The following is a 17,976-nucleotide window of genomic DNA, read 5'->3' on the forward strand; positions in this document are numbered from 1 at the left end:
AGATGCGGAATCCCTGGTGAAATTCAGCATATTCCTACGCGCCGATGCGTGCGTCGCCCGTCCACTTAGCGATGGAGGTAGCAACAACAACGAAGCATGGCGCGGAGCGGATGCATAGCTGCACTCTATGTTGCGCCCGGCATGGTGTCAAGCATGAGCGCTTGACTCGTTGGAGAAATTGCTCTACGGTTTGCACATGTTCAGCCGCCAATCGCTCGAACTGATGCGTTGTTGTTGCGCCTGTCGCTAGACAGTTGCGCCCACGTGTCTGCCGGTAGTATCCGGTTCACTTCTCTCACGAATTCCATCCGCAATAACGAAAGAACTTGTGCGAGCCCTCGTCTGTACCTGCGAAGGCGCATCGTTTCAGGTTGACTGGAAAGGGTTTCCCTGATGAAAGCTATTGTGCGCTTAAGTGCCGCAGTGTCTCTGGCAGCGTGCCTCTCCGGCACTGCCGGCCTGTGGGCTCAACAGAAAAAAGAGAAGGCTGCGGATGTCACCGGCCGCGAGAACTCTCCGTTTTCGCGCAATGAAGCGGATCTGCCGAAAGGACCGGCGCCGCGATTGAATGGTCATCCGGATCTTTCCGGGTACTGGATTCCGTCAAAGAAAGACAAGCCCACGGGGAATCTTGGAAAAGACTATCCGGGATACAAGCTTCCTTTCACGCCTGCCGGTGAAGCCGCGTTGAAGTACAACCTGGAACACACGGTGGACCCAGAGGCAGTGTGCATCGTCGGAGGCCTGCCGCGGCACAATGCCAGCGGGCTTCCCTTTCAATTGCTGCAGGGTGCGGATCACGCGGTCTTTCTCTACTGGTACACAACCTATCGCCTGGTTCCTTTTGATGGCCGCAAACATGCGGAGGATCCCGATCCGTCATTCTTTGGTGAGGAGATCGGATCCTGGGACGGCGATACATTTGTGATCGACTCCACATCGTTCAAAGAGCAACGGACGTGGGCGGATGAGAATGCCAATCCACACAGCGATCAGCAGCATGTGATGGAACGCTGGACGCGGCCTGACATCGGCCACATCCATGTCGACATGACGGTGACCGATCCGAAGTTCTACACCGAGCCGGTTCACTATCAGCGCACGTGGCTCCTGGGTAAGCCGGGCGATGAGGTGAAGGAGTACTCCTGCGCCGAAGACAACGTAGACGCGCCGCACCTTGGACCTGGGCCTGGGCCGATTGGGCCCGATGGGCAGCGCGGTTACGGAAAGCTGGCGCCGCTTCCACCTCCGCCGGATAAGAATCATCCGGCGGTAACCTCGATCCCTGATTAGTAACGGAGGAACGCGATGCGGCGTTTACTGATACTCACGCTGATGGCGGCCTCCACGCTGGGGGCTGCTGTAACAGCGGATAGGTTTGCGGAGCTGCGGGCGCGTATGGATACGCTGCAGGATACGCGTGACGATCTGCGCGATGCGCTGGATGCGAAAGATGGTGCGAAGACAGCAGCGTTGAGCGGCGAGATCGTGCGGTTGCTGCAGCAGGATCAGGCTCTCTGGAAGGAGCAGGGTTTTGATGATGTGCAGAAGATCAACCAGGGGACGATTGAGCTTGCGGAGAAGATTGGTTCACAGGCAAAGAGTGAGGAGATACCGCACGCATTGCAGAGTTATCTGGCGCTGCAGAAGAGCTGCGCGTCGTGTCATGATCTGCATCCGGAGAAGCGAGGGCGTTGAGGCGGAGAGAACTTGTTCGCTGGAGGTAGCGTGAGTGTCGCGCTTCGCGCAACCGTATGCCGATAACGATATGTCTCTTCAGAAGAGATTGAATCGAGTGCTTAGGAAAGCGAAGGCCGGGCCCAGGTCCCTAAGGGGACCCGGGGCACCCCGTGCATGGGCGAAATCGAATTTGTCGATACGTCTTAGCTCGAAGACGCGGTCAGAGCACCGATAAAGCGTTCCTGATCGACGTTGCCGCCTGTGAGGACCACACCTATGCGAAGGCCGCGGAGAGAGGCGACTTCCTGCAGGACGGCTGCTAATCCGGCTGCCGCTGCGCCTTCTGCGACGTTGTGAGTGTCCTGGTAGTACGCGCGCATGGCCGCAGCGATCTCCTCTTCACCGACTTCGACGATGTGATCGACATTCGCCAGGGCGGTTTCCAAGGCCTCTGCGTCAGGTAAACGGCACGACAGGCCATCGGCCAGAGGCGAGTTCGCCAAAGCAGGAACTACTTTCTTCTCGCGGAAGGAGAGAGCAAACGCCGGCGCATTGCTGGCGACCACGCCGATAATTTTTGTCTTCAATCCGAGAGCGTTGCGAACAGCGATCATTCCGCAGATCGAAGATCCCATCCCAATCGGCACATAGACCGCGTCGAGCTCAGGCACAGCAGTCAAAAACTCGAAGGCATACGTGCTGGTTCCGTGTACCAGCAACGGGTGAAACGATGGTACGAAATGGAGATGCCGGGTTTCTGCCAGATGCATGGCGTATTCCAACGCCGCCTGGAAATCATCGCCGTGTTCGATCAGCTCGGCACCCAGGGCCTCCATCGCCCGATTCTTTTCACGGCTGTTGCCGTGCGGAACGACGATCACAGCCGTTAGTCCCAGACGAGTCGCGGCGAGTGCTACACCTTGTCCATGATTTCCCCGCGTTGCGGCAATGACTCCTGTGACGGAGGGCTGGGTGTGTTTTAGCCAGTCCATATAGACGGCTGCTCCGCGGAGTTTGAAGGCTCCGACTGGAGAGTGATTCTCATGCTTGACCCACAGCTCCGTTCCGGTGCGTGCATTGAGCAGCGGCCAGGTGTACTGGGGCGTGGGCGGCATCACGGAGCGGACGATCTGTGTCGCTTTGTTAATTGCTGCGAGATCGGGCAGTTGCATACGGATTCGATGAAAGGTCTTCTTGATGCGTTACAGATTCTTGTTGGGTTGGTGCTCCCATCCGATTCGAGCTTCCGTCGCCGACTCACCACTTCAAAGCGAGTTCCATCAAGCTCCAACACCGCACTTACTTAGCAGTAATGTGCAGGCTGTAGGTCGCTGTGTGGGTCAGGAAGCCATCCGTAACGGTGACCGTGTAGGTATAGTCTCCCGGACCGGTATAGTTAGCGTTCTGCGCGGGTGCTTTTCCGCCACAACCGGAAGCTCCTACGCCGAGTGTTGCCAGGACGACGAGCATCAACGAAACCCGCATGACCTGTCCCGCACGGCGACGGCAGACCAGAAGCAAGAGCCCTGAACCCAGTCCGACAAGCCAAAGGTACCGGCCTCCGCCGAGGCCATAACCGATGACCTTATACTGCGATGTCGTCGCAATCGTAAGCTGCGCTGTTGTGGCCGCGGTTGGGATAAATGTTGCTTTGGATGAGCTGCACGTCGAACCAGCCACCGAATCAGTGCAACTCAACGTAACAGGATTGGCGAACCCTGCCGTCGGCGTCACGGTCGCGACCGTAGAGATATCAATACCCGCGACCGTTGAGCCGCTGGTCGGAGCCAGCGCGAGTGTAAAGTCCACGCCCGTCCCACTCAGTGCCGCAGTCAGCCCGGAGTAGACCGGAGCCGTCGACGCGGAGGCCCATGTGCCGGTGCGGCTTCCCGTTCCCGTGGGACGGAAGGTTATCGTCACCAGGCAGCTTGCTCCTGCCGGAATCGAGGCGCCACAATTGGAGGTTGCGGCATAGTCACCGGAGACGGTAAACGGCGGGGTCGCAATGGCTCCCGAGGCGACGTTCGTAATCGTGATGGTCTGGGTTGCCGAGGCGCCGACGTCCAGGCTGCCGAAGGTCAGCGATGCGGGCGCAGAGGTCAGGCCCGGGGTCCCTGTGCCGGTCAACGTGGCCGTCAGCGCCTTGCCGCTGGCCTGCACCGACAACGTTCCAGTGGCAGCTCCGAGGACGGTCGGCGTGAAGGTCGCAGCGATCTGGCAGGAAGCTCCGGAGGCTATATTGGTGCAGTTGATCGGATTGGCTGCAAAAGGACCGGTCACGGTCGCGGACGTCACCGAACCGTTAAAGCTCGAATGATTGGTCCACATGAAGTACTTCGTAGCGCTGGTAAAGCCGAGCGGCTGGTTGCCGAAGTCATACGACGAAGGATCGAGAGTCGGAGCTCCGCCATCACTGGTCAGCGAGAAGAGCGAATACTCCAACAGCTGCTCCTGCGGTGTCATCGCCGTATTGGGGCACTCGTTCGGAAAGATCACATTGGCGTTTTGGATCGTCGGATTTTCCACGTGATATTCGTCAAACAACACACGGCCGCATTGGTTGCTGCTACTGATCGGGGTATCGAAGGTAAACTGCATCACCGGATTCCCGGCAGTCGGATTGTTGAGCGTCAGCCATGTCTTGGTCGGCGAATTCACCGTCGTGAAGTCGCTGCGCAGCGTGGAGATATTCATCTGCCCCAGCGTGGTCGACGCTCCCACAAGTTGCAGCCACTGCGCCAGGGTCTGCCCTTCTCCCAGGTTCTGATTGACAGTGGCGGTGCCGCTCACTCCGGAAAAGCGGTTAGGTTGCCAGTTCACGACACCGTTGAACGGTGCGTTGTGGTACATCCAGACATAGCTGTAATGGCTTGCGTAGACTCGCCCGCCCGCGTTGGCAAAGGCCTGGAAGGCGGCCAGTTGGGCCGCGGAGCGGTCATACGGACTTCCCTGACACGGCAGCATCAGTACGTCATAAGCATTCAACGTAGAAGAGCTGACATCGAGCGCCGTCTCATTGGGAGTGGTGGTGGTGATACGGGCGCCAGGAGCCGCGCTAGCCGAATAAAAGTTAATGCGGCCGGCTCCGGAAGGATCGGTAAACTCCGAATCCTTGATTCCAACCTTCCGCAAAACGCATTCCACAGAATCCTGATTGCCTGTCACAATGGCGATCTTCGGGATATCGCCTTCGGTGTGATCTTTTGGCATGTTTGCGTCAAAGCTTGTGTTGGCACACGCCGTTGTCCCCGGCACCGTTAACTGGCGGCGCCAGCGCCCGGAGACGATGACCAAGGGGATATTCGCTCCAACGGGAGCATCGGTCAGCGTGAACGACCCATCCACGTCGGTCACGGTTCCCACGAGTGGAGAGCCGGAGGGCGGCGTACCCACCACGGGACAGGAGACACCCGCGGTAAAGGCATCGACCGGAGCGTTGGGAATATAGACCGTCACATTCGGCAGCGGATCTGTCCCGTTGGGGGCATAGACCTTTCCGCTGATTGAGGTTGTCTGTCCGGAAGGACAGGTCACCTGCTGCAGGCAGAGGCCGGTGCAGGTCGACGAGCCTTGGGCATGGCTCCAAAGTGTCGTAACAGACAAAAGCAGGGCGGAAACAACGCGGCGGCTCATAGCTCAGGCTGAAAGTCCTCTTGAGGCTACGTACCCCCCGGCCTTACAGCAAGCAAAATTATCGTCAACCCGCGATTTCACTCATCTGTTAGTACCAGTTGCCACAGAAGGCAATACCAGTCGTCACAAAAGGCCAGTACACCCACATTGCCGGACGGATCGCCGCGACAAGTACCGTGTTGGGAAAATGGATTGGGAGAAGTCCTCCCAATGATTCCCGAAGTGGCACAGCTGCATATAGCATGGAAATCGCAACCCCTCCCCTCGCCAGCGTCTGCCCCGCCGGCGGCTTTGTCTTCGTTAGTTGAGAGTTCTGCTGTTTTCACAGTTCTGCTGTTCAACGTGTGGGAGAGGTGCAAGAGGAAACATCCCCAATGAATATGTCGACAGTTGTGTCCGGTCACTATGACCTGAGTCTGGTCGTCCTCTCTGTCTTTATCGCGATTCTCTCTGCTGGCGCTGCCCTGGATCTCTCCGGCCGAGTCAGTTCCTCACGGGGCGCAGTACGCCAGATCTGGCTGCTGGGCGGCGCCATCGCCATGGGAACCGGCATCTGGGCCATGCACTACATCGGCATGCTGTCCTTCACCCTGCCGTTCAGGGTGCTGTATGACTGGCCCACGGTCGGGCTTTCGTGGACCGCCGCGGTTGTTGCCTCGTTGATTGCACTCTTCATCGTCAGCAGGGAAAAGATCGGCGTACTCCAAGTCGCTATCGGCAGCATTCTGATGGGAGGCGGCATCGCCTCCATGCACTACATCGGCATGGAAGCGATGCGCATGCCGGCCATGTGCCACTATCATCTGGGTCTGCTCGCACTCTCCGTTGTCATCGCCATCGTGATCGCCTGTGTTGCCATCTGCATGGGCTATGTTTTTCGCGGAGCAACGGCCAGCGGCTGGGGATGGCGCAAGGTTCTCACCGCTGTGGTCATGGGCGGGGCGATTCCGGTCATGCATTACACCGGTATGGCTGCCGCCAGATTTATGCCCATACCGATGGCAGAGGTTGATCTTCGCCATGCCATCAACATCTCCGATCTCGGCGTTTTCACCATTACCCTGACGGCCGTCCTGCTGCTTGGGCTGGTCTTTCTGACCGCCACGGTGGACCGCCGGTTTGCCCAGCAAGCGTTGCAGTTGGAGAGCAGCGAACAACGGTATCGCCTGATCGTCGAGTCTGCATTCGATGCCTTCCTCGAGATTGACCCAAACGAAACTGTTACCGACTGGAACGAACAGGCACAGCGTACCTTCGGTTGGACTCGCGAAGAAGCCCTGGGCAAGACCATCGGCGACCTTATCGTTCATGACGACCACCGAACCGGAGCGTTGCGCGAGCTTCTCGCCGAACGCGAGCAACGCGGTATCCAGGCGCGCCTGGAAGTGAGCGCCCGGCATCGCGACGGACATATCTTTCCGGCCGAAATGACGCTCTCTGAGATTGCATGGGGCGACTCGAAGCTGCTTGCAGCTTTTGTTCGCGACGTTACGGAGAGAAAGCAGGTCGAGCAGGAACGCGAAGCCTCCAAGGCACAGGCAGAGGCTGCCAACCGCGCCAAGAGTGAGTTTCTCGCCAACATGAGCCACGAGATCCGCACGCCGCTCAACGGCGTCATCGGTATGACTGAACTCGCGCTCGAGACGGAGCTCACCGGCGAACAGCGCGAATATCTTGAGACGGTCAAACTCTCCGCCGATGCCCTGTTGCACGTCATCAACGACATCCTCGATTTCTCAAAGATCGAAGCAGGCAAAGTCGATCTGGAAGAGATCGACTTCGATCTGCGGGATTGCATGGAAGGGGCCCTCAAGACACTCGCCCTCCGTGCCGACGAAAAGGGCCTTGAGCTGCTGTGCGATGTCGATGCCAACGCTCCTGAAAGCGTTCACGGCGACCCCGGAAGACTGCGGCAGATCCTGATCAATCTCCTCGGCAACGCCATCAAGTTCACCCATGAGGGTGAAATCGCGCTCCACGTCGAGGCGCTCGGCGCGGACGAGGACCACGTCCGCCTGCACTTCATCGTTGCGGATACCGGCATCGGAATTCCTCCTGAAAAACAGAAGGCTATCTTCGATAGCTTTACCCAGGCTGACACCTCCACTACGCGAGAGTACGGCGGTACCGGCCTCGGTCTGACCATCTCACGCCGCCTTACCCGGATGATGGGTGGCGATATGTGGGTTGAGAGCGAGGCCGGGGTGGGCTCCAGGTTCCACTTCCGCATCGTGCTGCGTCTGGCAAAGGACCTTCCGCAGGCTCCAGCGGTCCCGGTTACAGACGACACCCTGCCCCCCGCCCGCACTCTTGTCGTCGACGACAACCGGACCAACCGCCGCATTCTGGAAGGCATGTTGCTGCGCTGGGGCATGCATCCGCGCTCCGCAGCCAGCGGCGAAGAAGCGCTGCGCATGATCGATGAAGCGAACCAGGCGCAGCTTCCTTATGAGCTTCTGCTGACCGATATGCACATGCCGAAGATGGATGGCTTCGACCTTGCCCAACGGCTGCAATTAAACCCTGGCAGCGCGGCAACCATCATGATGTTGAGCTCCGGCGGACAGAAGGGCGACGCAGTACGCTGCGAACAACTGGGGATCTCGGCGTATCTGTTGAAGCCCATCCGTCAGAGCGAGTTGCGCGCGGCCATCGCACGCGTGTTACATGATGGTATCCGCGGAAAGGAGACACCGATGATTACACGCACCTCGCTGCTGGAAGAGCTTGATCCCGCCCGCACTCTGGATATCCTGCTGGCTGAAGATAACCAGGTCAACCAGATGCTGGCGACACGTCTGCTGCAGAAGCGCGGTCATCGAGTCGTTGTTGTCGGCAACGGCCGCGAAGCCCTGGCGGCTCTGAGCCGTGGAAAGTTCGATCTCGTGCTGATGGACGTACAGATGCCCGAGATGGATGGCCTGGAGGCGACCCGCGAGCTTCGCCGGCGTGAGGCCGCGACCGGAGCACATCAGACCATCGTTGCCATGACCGCGCTTGTCATGAAGGGCGATAAAGAGCGCTGCCTTGAGGCAGGCATGGATGGCTATCTCTCCAAGCCGCTGCGTCAGCAGGAGCTGGATGAAGTTCTGGATAATTTTGTCTCTGTCAGAGATGTCGAAATGGAAGATGACTCGGCGAGCACATTTCCAGCCTCTGTGCATGAAGAAGAGCTGATGGAACGTATCGATAACGATCGGGCGTTTCTGGCTGAACTTCTTGCCATCTTCCGCGATACATGGCCGGGCCAGCTTGCAGCCGTGAGAAGCGCCCTTGCCCTGAGCGATCACGAAGAGGTAAAGCGCACCGGACACGCCCTCAAGAGCGCGCTGGGTAACCTTTCCGCCATGCAGGCCTATCACTTTGCTTCGGGCATCGAGATCGCCGGCGGCACAGGGGACATGGCGCGCGCCACTGTAATGACCGATCAACTTGAAGCCGAGCTGCCACGCGTAGAGATTGCGCTCGAAGGAATGTGCCAGGAGGCAGCACGTTGAGAATTTTGGTCGCTGATGACGATGCGGTATCGCGTCGTCTGATGGAAAAGATTCTGACGCGGAGTGGGTATGAGGTGATGACCGTAGCCGATGGCCGCGACGCGCTCGATGCCCTCACGCATAAGGATGGACCTCGCATGGCGCTGCTGGACTGGATGATGCCCGGCATCGACGGTCCCGAGGTCTGCAGGCAGCTTCGCGCTCGCCAGGAAGGGTCGTACGTTTACCTGACACTGCTTACCTCGCGCCAGGACCGCACCGACGTCATTCAGGGCCTGGAGGCGGGCGCGGATGACTACCTGACAAAGCCATGCAACTCAGACGAGCTGAAGGCTCGCCTGCGCACCGGCCTGCGGATTCTTATGCTCGAAGATAAGCTCGTCGAGGCCCGGGAAGAGATGCGCATGCGAGCCACACACGATGCCCTGACCGGTTTGCTGAACCGCGGGGCGGTGTTGAACTTCATGAAAGCCGAAATGGCCCGCTGCCGGCGCGAGCGCACACCGCTCTCGGTTCTGCTTTGCGATGTCGACCATTTCAAACAGGTCAACGACGCCCATGGACACCTGGTAGGCGATCAGGTCCTTCGTGAGCTGGCTCATCGCCTTAAGGAGGCTATCCGTCCGTTTGATGGAGTGGGCCGCTACGGCGGTGAGGAGTTTGTTGTGGTTCTGAGCGGCTGCGGAAGTGAGCAGCTTCGTCACCGCTCCGGCCACATTCTGGATGCGGTACGGTCAAAGCCGATCGAGACCTCCGCGGGGCCTCTGCACATCACCATCAGCATCGGTGCATTCACCATGGACAGCCCGGAATGGAGCGGCGACGTGGAGTTCCCCCTGGGCCGTGCGGATAGCGCTCTTTACCGGGCGAAGATGAACGGGCGCAACTGCGTTCATTTTGCCGATCATTTGTCGACAAATGATAGTGAACATGTAAGCCTTCCGACTGTATCCTGATACGCGGAGGTTTTAACTGCCTTGCGTCTGCGTCATCTGCTTTCCGCTGCCGTTCTTGTCGCCTCGTTTCTTCCAGCTGCTGCCCAAACCATTGGCGAGTTCATCTTTCAGCCGGGCTCGACCAGTTTTCCTGAGAGCCACGCCTCAACCATCGTGGAATTGAAAGACCACACGCTGATGGCCGCGTGGTTCGGCGGAGCCAGAGAGGGAGCGAACGACGTTGCCATCTGGGGAGCAGTCCGCAGCGCCTCCGGCTGGTCCAAACCCGTCGAACTGGCACGTGAGCCCAATACTCCCTGCTGGAACCCGGTGCTCTTTCATACGAAAGATGGAACACTCTGGCTCTACTACAAGTACGGCAAAGCGCCTGCGGAATGGGCAGCAGCGCGTATGTCCAGCAACGATGAAGGTAAGACCTGGTCAACGGTGGAGAAGCTGCCCGCCGGCCTGATCGGCCCGGTGCGCGCCAAGCCTCTCATCCTGGCCGATGGAACCATCGTCGCCGGCAGCTCGATTGAGAGCGCCGCGGGCTGGGCTGCGTGGATTGAACGCTCGACCGACAACGGCAAAACGTGGGCAAAGATCGGTCCTATTACCGTCCCGGACTCGCTCGACCTGCCGACTGCGGAGTCGAAGGCGGCGCAAGCGCTTGGGAATGTCGCCAAAGGAGAAGGCGTCGACGGAGCCGACGAAAAGCTCTATCCGCCGCCATCCACCAACATTGGCATCATCCAGCCGGCGATTGTGGATATGGGGAAGAAGCATCTTCGCCTGTACGCGCGCAGTCACAGCCAGGCGGCCCGCATCGCAGTAGCCGATTCGATGGATAACGGTGTTACCTGGACACAGGCGCGCTATATCGATCTGCCGAACCCCAGCTCCGGCATCGACGCCGTACGCCTGAGCGACGGCCGCATCGTAATGATCTACAACCACAGCTATAACCGCAGGTCGCCTATCAACCTGGCGGTGAGCACGGACGGCGAACACTTCCGGATGTTCAAGGTACTGGAACAGGGACCATCCCAATACAGTTACCCCGCCATGATTGTGGACTCCAACGGCGACCTGCAGATCACTTACACCTGGCGCCGCCTCACGATTCGTTACATGAAGGTTCCGGCAAGCGAGATCCCGAAGGAATAGGTGGGGTATCGATAAATTCGTTTGTATTTTGGTAGGAATTTAGGGTAATCCCCCGCCCACCCTAGCGTTGCGAGCGTTCACCCCAGAGAACAAGTTCTCTGGGGACCCCGAGATGGGGCATCCGGCGAAGAAAAATGAGAGAAGCAGATTTCTCCGCTTCGCTGCGAAATGACAAACAAAAAAGCGCTACGCCGTGCGGCGCACACGCTTCACAGCGTCGGCCGAAGGCCGGCCAAGCTCCAGCACGGATTCCCTGAAGCACTCTTCCGCGATGCGGCAGAGCAGCAGCGATTGCTGCCAGCGATCGAACTCCTCACGTGCCTCTGCAACAATGCCTCGCGGAGGCAGCAATTCCGGCGCAAAGGTCAGGAAGGGCTGACGTGTTGTCTCTGATGTCAGGAACCCTCGAAACACGCGTCTCCAGAGAGCGCGGAAGTGTGCGATGCCGGGATGAATATCGATGTCGCCGCTTCCGAGGTTGACCTGCATCGTCTCAGAATCGCCGATACGGCCATGAAGAAAACGCACACTGCCGAGAAGATGCTGCAGAAACGCGACCTTCTCTTCAAAACCGCCAAAGACCATCTCCTGGCCGGTGTACCAGTGCGAGAAGTCTCCGTTGAACTCCAGCATCGGAAAGCGGCGGTGAAATGTCACGGCTCGCCACATATCCTGAAAGAGCGTTGCGCGCCGCGTCTCCACATAGAGCGGCACACTGTACTTGACGGAGGCGTTCAGCACAGCTTCAATCAGGCGCACAGCCACATCATCCTCTTCCAAACCTGTGCCGAGACCGACCGTAACACTTTCCAGACCGGCCAGCCGCGCCTCTGAGGCGAGACGAATGGCGTCGTGCGCACTTTTGATGTGGCCGGTACCGGCTGCTCCGAGACCAAGATTCAGCGCCTGTTCGAGCTCAGGCCCCTGCAGCGGATCGTGAAACTGCACGCCTTCGTAGCCCGCATCGCGAATAGCCTGCATGGCTCCATAGGGGAAGGGACCCATGCCGGGAAGTGCATAGACGGGGAAGTAGCAGCGGAGATGGCGTTGCGGGGTCAAAAGCGCATCCCTCCGGGAAGCGGTTGAGCGGGAATAGTACATCAGCCCGGTGACGGTTGCCTACGGAGAAGGGAGGAATTTTTCCTCATCGGAAAAAGAAAAAGGTGCGCCGGAAAGGCGCACCTTTTTTGATGATTCCGGCCTAATAAATTTTGTTATTGCACATTGAGGGTTACAACGACCGAGTGTGAAAGCGAGCCACTGGTTGAAGTCACCGTATAGGTGTAAGCCCCTGCGGGTGTTCCGAGAGGGTTGGCAGATGGCTTGTTGTCACCGCATCCGATCGCTGCGAAGGTTACGCCGAGCAGTACCAGCAACAGACCAGCCTGCCGCGCGAAGCGGCGTGTGCGTCCAGCAAACACCATCACGATGGCGCCAAATGTGATGCTCAGTGCTATGCCGATCCCAGAGCGGGAGCCAATCGCCACACCGCTCGCGACATTGCGCGTCGTCGTGGTGAAGGTCACGTTCTGTGTTGTCGTGCCGGTCAATGGGAAGTTGGCCGGCGTGTTGCACACCACACCCGGAGCGGGCTTCGTCAGCGCACAGCTAATACTGACCGTTCCGCTGAATCCGCCCATCGCTGTAAAGGTCAGCGGCAGCGTCGCCGTATCGCCAGCCGAAACCGTAAGCGAGACCGATGTACCAGAGCTTCCGGTGGAGGTGAAGTCGGTACCCGCGCCGCTGAGCTGGATCGTGAAGGTCTGTCCTCCATTGGTCTTCAACGTCAACGTTCCGGTACGCGTTCCAACTCCAGTCGGTGTAAAGGTCACGTTCACACCGCAGGTGCTGTTGATGGCCGCACCTGTGGTGTTGCAGGTGGTGGAGTAGGCAAAGTCTCCGGTGATGGTTCCGCTGGTCACCAGCAACGCCCCCTCACCGGTGTTGGTAAGAACGAGATTTTGACCAGCCGATGTCGACCCAAGATTGACTGCTCCAAAGCTCACCGAAGCAGGCGTGATGGTACCGCTCAGCACCGCCGATGGAAGCGTGAAGTAGCCGTTGACTGGATCGTGATCCGAGGCGCGGAAGGCAGTGGTCCCGTCCGCATAGTTCACCAGCGGCTGATCGGCATTGATATGAGCTACCTCAACGCGAGCTCCGCCGACCAGGTCCTGCGTTGCAACGATATGATCCAGCACCTGCGCGCTGCCGAACTCACTGTACGTCCAGCGCTCAGAGGCAGGACGCAACGTGATCAGATCCGTAGCAAACGGGTTGGTGATTGCTGTACCGGGCTGTACGACATGGTCCGGGGGAAGGATGCGTCCGGTCACCGTACCCAGCGTGTCCGTGTATGCATCGGAGAACTCGAAGGCGTTGTAGTCGCCCACCGAGATCACGTGCTCTCCGTTGACCTGCGCTGCCTGGATGATCTTCGCCAGCGACTCGGCCTGTAGCTCTTTCTTATAGCGGGTGTAGTTGCTCGCGTCCGAAATGCCAGAGAGCGAACGCAGATGATTGACGATCACCGTCACCGGGTAGTCCTTCACACCCGTGCCACGGCTGATGCCAGCCTTCAGTAGGAATGCAGGACGGTCATTCAGCGTCGTGGTGGAGTTATCGTCCGGGTTCTGGAAGGTCTCGTTCTGGCCCATCTGCTGCGTGCTGGTCACATGGACCTTGCTCGCCTTCACCAGGAAGCCGGTGGAGATGCCACCGATGTCCGAGGTGTAGGTGCTGGCGCTCGCCGAGACACCATAGCCAACATAACCGGGGTCGGCGATATTTAGCGTGGACGCCAGCGTCGAGATCTTCGCCGCGATAGCCTGAGCCACACCCTGGTTTTCGATCTCTTCCAGACCGACGATATCGGGCGTCTTCAGGTTCTGCAGAACACCCATCGCGATCTTGGTAATGCGCTTGTCGAAGGCGGTGGAGCTCAGGTTCACAGCCGATGAGGTCTTCACCGACTGCGAGACCGGATCGTAGTACTTGTTGTCGCTCGCGTCCGTATCGAACATGCGCTCGACGTTGTAGGTGGCCACCGTAAACTCGCTGGAACCCTGCGCGGAGACGGTGTAGGTCTTCGATGGAGCCGTGAGTGAAGGCGTATAGCTCTTGTCGACGAGAATGCGTGCCGGATCGTAGTACGAATCCGAGCTGTACGTCATATCGACAACCCCGGTCACATTGCTAACCACGGTGCCGGTCTCGAGATTGATCGCGCTTCCTCCCAGGAAGGTCGAATCCATCAACAGGCGCTCAGGGTTGTCATCGAAATGCGCAACGTTCGCTGGAGTGTTCGGCACAGCAGCATCGCGAATGTCGATGCCCGGCTCACGGAACGGACGAGGGTAATCCGGAAGAACTGCATAGAATTGGCCATTCGAACTTACCGTCGCTGAAGCCTCGGTAATGCTGCCGTCAGTGCCCGTGATCGCATTCAGCGTTGAGATAGCGATGCGCATGCCCTCATAGCGCGCCATCTGATAGATGCCGCCGCTGGGTGTGAGCATGGAAGCCGTCAGCGTGATCGGAGTCGGCAAAGCCTGTGAGGATGAAACCAGGGTAGCGGTCGATCCAGTAATTTCAGTAGCTGGAGTGTGGCTCGCGGTTGCGGCCGGATAGGTTGCAACTGTGCCCGTCACTGAAACCAGATTGCCGATGACTGCAACGGACGGTACTTTGCCAGAGCCGGTGAAGATGTAAACACCTTCCGGAGTAGATGGATCGTTATCAGCGGAAGAGTCAGGCGCCTGAATGAAGTAGCCTGCCGATCCCACTCCCGTCACAATGCCTGAGAGAATCACCTGCTGTCCGACATACGGTGAGACCGTCGTCGCATTCAGCGGCTTGCTCCCTTGCAGCGTATGAATCGCAACTGAGACAGGCGCCGGAGGTGGCGCGGTATTTCCTGAGTTATGCGGATTCGGCGCGCCGGACTGAAAATCAGCGCCGTTATTATCTGAGTCGTTTCTGATGTCGGTGCGAAGCGCCGCAGACGTATTTGACAGGGTTGGCGCAGCACCGGCGCCCTCATAACACACCGCCAAATTGCCGGTGGTGTTGCCATATCCAACGAGATCCAGAGATGAAGTGGGGCAGGCTCCACGCGCAGGGGCGGAAGCTGTCTTGGGAATAAGGGCGATGATACCTGCGCTGGATCCAAGTGAAGCGGAAGAGGTGGCATCTGGTGTCGGAAGTGAAGCGGTTCCACCGGAGCCCGCAGCGCCCTGAATCAGAAAATAGGAACCTGATGCAACCGTAAGGTTCGATCCTGTGAAGCTATAAACCGTCCACGTCGCGCCGGCTGAACCATAAAGCAGGTTGTAATTCGACAGATCGACACTGTTCGCTGTCGGGTTGAAAAGCTCGACAAAGTCGTTCTTCAACGTTGCGCCCGAATTGCCGCCGCCACCATAGACCTGGGAGATGACAACGTGGTTTGCCTGCGCCAGCAGGCTTGTCGCGGCAAACAAACACACAAAGACAGCGATGAATCGAGACAGAAGTTTCTTCAATGCCATAGACCTCTACGAAAATTGTTGGCAACAGGCGTGGGAAAATCCGGGCCTCCGTACGGCCCGGTAGAGTTTGGGGGAATTTCTTACTTTCGTGAAGTGTCTGTTCTAACGCCGCCCACGCAACTGGGCAAGAGAAATTTCCATAAAACCTGGAGAAGAGTTCTCCACTGTTAGTCAACTTGCCAACAGCCGGGCTGGGCGATAGCATCCAAGAATGAGACCGGCCTGCTAAGCAGGTGCGGCGATCTACGCTGGTTGAACCAACATTCATTGAACCAGGGGTTCGGCTCGTATATATGGCTCGGTGCGCTAAGTCCGCCAGTCCGGAAAGCCTAAAGAGCCACGGCTGATCTCCGAACGTCTTAGGACGGGTTCACCGGCGCCTCGCTGCACGGCCACGTGGGTCGGTTTTCATTTTAAAAGCATTTTTCCTGTTGCTGGGTATCCCGGTAGAGGAGTGCCGCGGCGTTTCATTGCGGAAAAACGCCCATAGATGCTCTCTTTCCTGTCTCTACGAGAAACAGCCATGTTCGCAGTGCATTAAACTGTTAATCATGCACCCGTGGCTGTTTCGGTGGGGAAGATTCGGTCTGCCGACACGCGGCGCGTGCGCGGCCATTGGCATCATTGCCGCCATGGCGCTGGGACATCGTGTCGCGCGCCGCTCAGGTGTCGATCCTGAAAAGTTCTGGGACCTCGGTTTCTTTGCCGTTATCACGGTCTTCGTGCTCTCGCGCCTGGAACTGGTGCTGGTGAACTGGAAGGTCTTTCTGCAATCGCCTGCAATCGTTCTCGCGCTTCCGACGGTCAGCACCCTCGGTCTTCTGCTCACCGCTCTAATCTGCCTGTTGTACATGCGCCGCGACGGCATGCCGGTGCTCAAGACACTCGACGCCGCGGGCATCTGCGCGACATTGCTTCTGGTCTTTGTGCATCTCGGCGACCTGTTCTCCGGTGACGACGTCGGCCTCGCCACCTTGAGCCTTCCCGGCCGCCTGCAGCGCGGTCAGGGCATCTTCGCTCACGTTGGTCTGCATCCGGTCGCGTTGTATGCGGCGCTGGCATCGCTGCTGATCTTTTTCACGCTACTGTGGTTTCTTCCACGGCGCGGACAGGCGGGAGAGGTCTTCGGCCTCGCTCTTGGTCTGGGCGCCATTGCACGCTTCTGGGTGGACTGCTACCGCATGGAGACCATCTTCGAGATCGCAACGCCCTTCGGCCTCGATCCCGACCAGGTTGTCATGATCGTTATCACGGTTGCAGCGGCAGCCTTCTGGCTGAAGTGGCCCACAAAGAAGCAGGAGAACGCGCATGCCCTCTAAACACATGCTGCCCAAAGGTCAGCGCCGCCGGACCGTAAAGCACGACTACCGCATCGCCCGTGATGCCGCCCGTGCTGCCGGCCTGGAAGAGGGCATTGACCCGGAACATGTCATTGCCCCCGAACCAGAGATTCCCGTTGCAGAACGCGTGATTCCGCAACTTGACGAGGAAGACCTCGAAGCCGAGGATGGCGTGCGCAGCTTCGCCGCCGATGCGGCCGCCAACGGCATGCGCCTGGACGCATACCTGGCCAAAGCAATTCCGGATATCTCACGCTCCCGTATTCAGCTTCTTGCCGACAACGGCCAGATTTCCGTCAACGGACAGAAGGCCAAAAGCAGTCTGAAGCTTAAGGGCGGCGATCAGATCTCCATCGAAGGACAGCCTCGGCCGGAGCCGCTGCGCGCCTTCGCGGAAGATATTCCGCTCACCATCGTCTACGAGGACAAAGACATCGCCGTCATCGACAAGCCTGCCGGCATGATGGTGCATGCCGGTGCAGGCGCTACCGATGACGCACGTAACCGCGGCACGCTGGTGAATGCTCTTCTCGCCCACTTCGGTAAGTTGAGCGGTGTTGGCGGTGAGGAGCGGCCTGGCATCGTCCACCGTCTGGATAAGATGACCAGCGGCCTGATCGTCGTAGCGAAGAACGACGCCATGCATCGCAAGCTGGCACAGCTCTTCGTCGACCGCAAACTGGACAAGACCTATCTCGCTCTCGTTCAGGGCTGGCTGAAGAAAGATGCAGTCACCCTCGAACTGCCTATCGCCCGTGACCTGGTACACCGCACCCGCATGACCACGCTACGTGCCGATGGCAGGTCCGCAGTCAGCCACATCAAGGTGGTGGAGCGTATCGAAGGCCGCTTCGGCAAGTTCACTCTGGTCGAGGTCAAGATCGAAACCGGCCGCACCCACCAGATTCGTGTGCACCTGCAGGCCCTGGGACATCCCGTCGTTGGTGACACACTCTACGGCGCTGCCGGCTCATTGCGCGACGGCGAAGAGCGCGTTCCCCTGGAGCGGAACTTCCTGCACGCCTGGAAGCTGCACTTCTCTCATCCCTCCACGAGGAAAAAACTGGAACTCACGGCGGAGTTGCCTGACAAACTGACACAAATCCTGAATATGGTGAAGGAACCGGTAAAAAGACCATAACAGGACCAGAGGGCAGACATATTGGCGTGTTTCAGCGTCCAATCTTGTAGGTCT

11 protein-coding genes are annotated in these 17,976 nt (G+C 58.7%); 7 read left to right on the top strand and 4 right to left on the bottom strand.

From position 1 onward, the window contains the following. The first annotated feature begins 393 nt into the window (after positions 1–393). Both AB4Y89_RS16715 and AB4Y89_RS16720 read left to right on the top strand, forming a co-directional pair. A complete protein-coding gene (locus AB4Y89_RS16715) occupies positions 394–1,293 on the top strand; it encodes a hypothetical protein (RefSeq protein ID WP_442302075.1) in 900 nt (299 codons plus the stop codon). 15 nt (positions 1,294–1,308) lie between these two features. Further along, complete coding sequence (locus AB4Y89_RS16720) at positions 1,309–1,698, top strand: hypothetical protein (RefSeq protein ID WP_442302076.1); 390 nt, start codon at positions 1,309–1,311, stop codon at positions 1,696–1,698. Between the two features lie 185 nt (positions 1,699–1,883). Here AB4Y89_RS16720 and AB4Y89_RS16725 read toward each other — a convergent pair whose 3' ends face one another. Further along, complete coding sequence (locus tag AB4Y89_RS16725; protein WP_442302077.1) at positions 1,884–2,852, bottom strand: threonine dehydratase; 969 nt, start codon at positions 2,850–2,852, stop codon at positions 1,884–1,886. A 127-nt stretch (positions 2,853–2,979) separates the two neighbouring features. After that, entirely contained in the window at positions 2,980–5,313 is a 2,334-nt protein-coding gene (locus tag AB4Y89_RS16730; RefSeq protein WP_442302078.1) for a choice-of-anchor D domain-containing protein, read from the bottom strand. Between the two features lie 380 nt (positions 5,314–5,693). Here AB4Y89_RS16730 and AB4Y89_RS16735 point away from each other — a divergent pair, with 380 nt between their 5' ends. Genes AB4Y89_RS16735 through AB4Y89_RS16745 form a run of 3 tightly spaced genes read left to right on the top strand, consistent with a single transcriptional unit; the run spans position 5,694 to position 10,912 of the window. Then, on the top strand, positions 5,694–8,810 hold the full coding sequence (locus tag AB4Y89_RS16735) for a response regulator (RefSeq protein ID WP_442302079.1): 3,117 nt from the start codon (positions 5,694–5,696) through the stop codon (positions 8,808–8,810). Next, the gene (locus AB4Y89_RS16740; RefSeq protein ID WP_442302080.1) at positions 8,807–9,766 is read left to right on the top strand and encodes a GGDEF domain-containing response regulator; all 960 of its coding nucleotides are present in this window, start codon (positions 8,807–8,809) and stop codon (positions 9,764–9,766) included. The genes AB4Y89_RS16735 and AB4Y89_RS16740 overlap by 4 nt, the downstream gene beginning before the upstream one ends. Positions 9,767–9,787: 21 nt before the next feature. Further along, positions 9,788–10,912 (top strand): sialidase family protein, encoded by a 1,125-nt coding sequence (locus AB4Y89_RS16745; protein ID WP_442302081.1) that lies wholly within the window; start codon positions 9,788–9,790, stop codon positions 10,910–10,912. Positions 10,913–11,098: 186 nt separating this feature from the next. Here the strand turns inward: AB4Y89_RS16745 and AB4Y89_RS16750 are convergent, their stop codons facing one another. Further along, positions 11,099–11,971, bottom strand: coding sequence for a hypothetical protein (locus tag AB4Y89_RS16750; protein WP_442302082.1), 873 nt, complete (start codon positions 11,969–11,971; stop codon positions 11,099–11,101). A gap of 155 nt (positions 11,972–12,126) precedes the next feature. Next, positions 12,127–15,441, bottom strand: coding sequence for a choice-of-anchor D domain-containing protein (locus tag AB4Y89_RS16755; protein WP_442302083.1), 3,315 nt, complete (start codon positions 15,439–15,441; stop codon positions 12,127–12,129). Positions 15,442–15,992: 551 nt separating this feature from the next. Between AB4Y89_RS16755 and AB4Y89_RS16760 the strand changes: the two genes are divergently transcribed. Next, positions 15,993–16,760, top strand: a complete 768-nt coding sequence (locus AB4Y89_RS16760; RefSeq protein WP_442302084.1) for a prolipoprotein diacylglyceryl transferase family protein — start codon at positions 15,993–15,995, stop codon at positions 16,758–16,760. Continuing rightward, a complete protein-coding gene (locus AB4Y89_RS16765) occupies positions 16,750–17,922 on the top strand; it encodes an RluA family pseudouridine synthase (RefSeq protein WP_442302085.1) in 1,173 nt (390 codons plus the stop codon). Before AB4Y89_RS16760 ends, AB4Y89_RS16765 begins: the two co-directional genes overlap by 11 nt. The last annotated feature ends 54 nt before the right edge of the window (positions 17,923–17,976 follow it).

The sequence above is a fragment of the Terriglobus sp. 2YAB30_2 genome (assembly GCF_052114765.1).
Classification (GTDB): Bacteria; Acidobacteriota; Terriglobia; order Terriglobales; family Acidobacteriaceae; genus Terriglobus.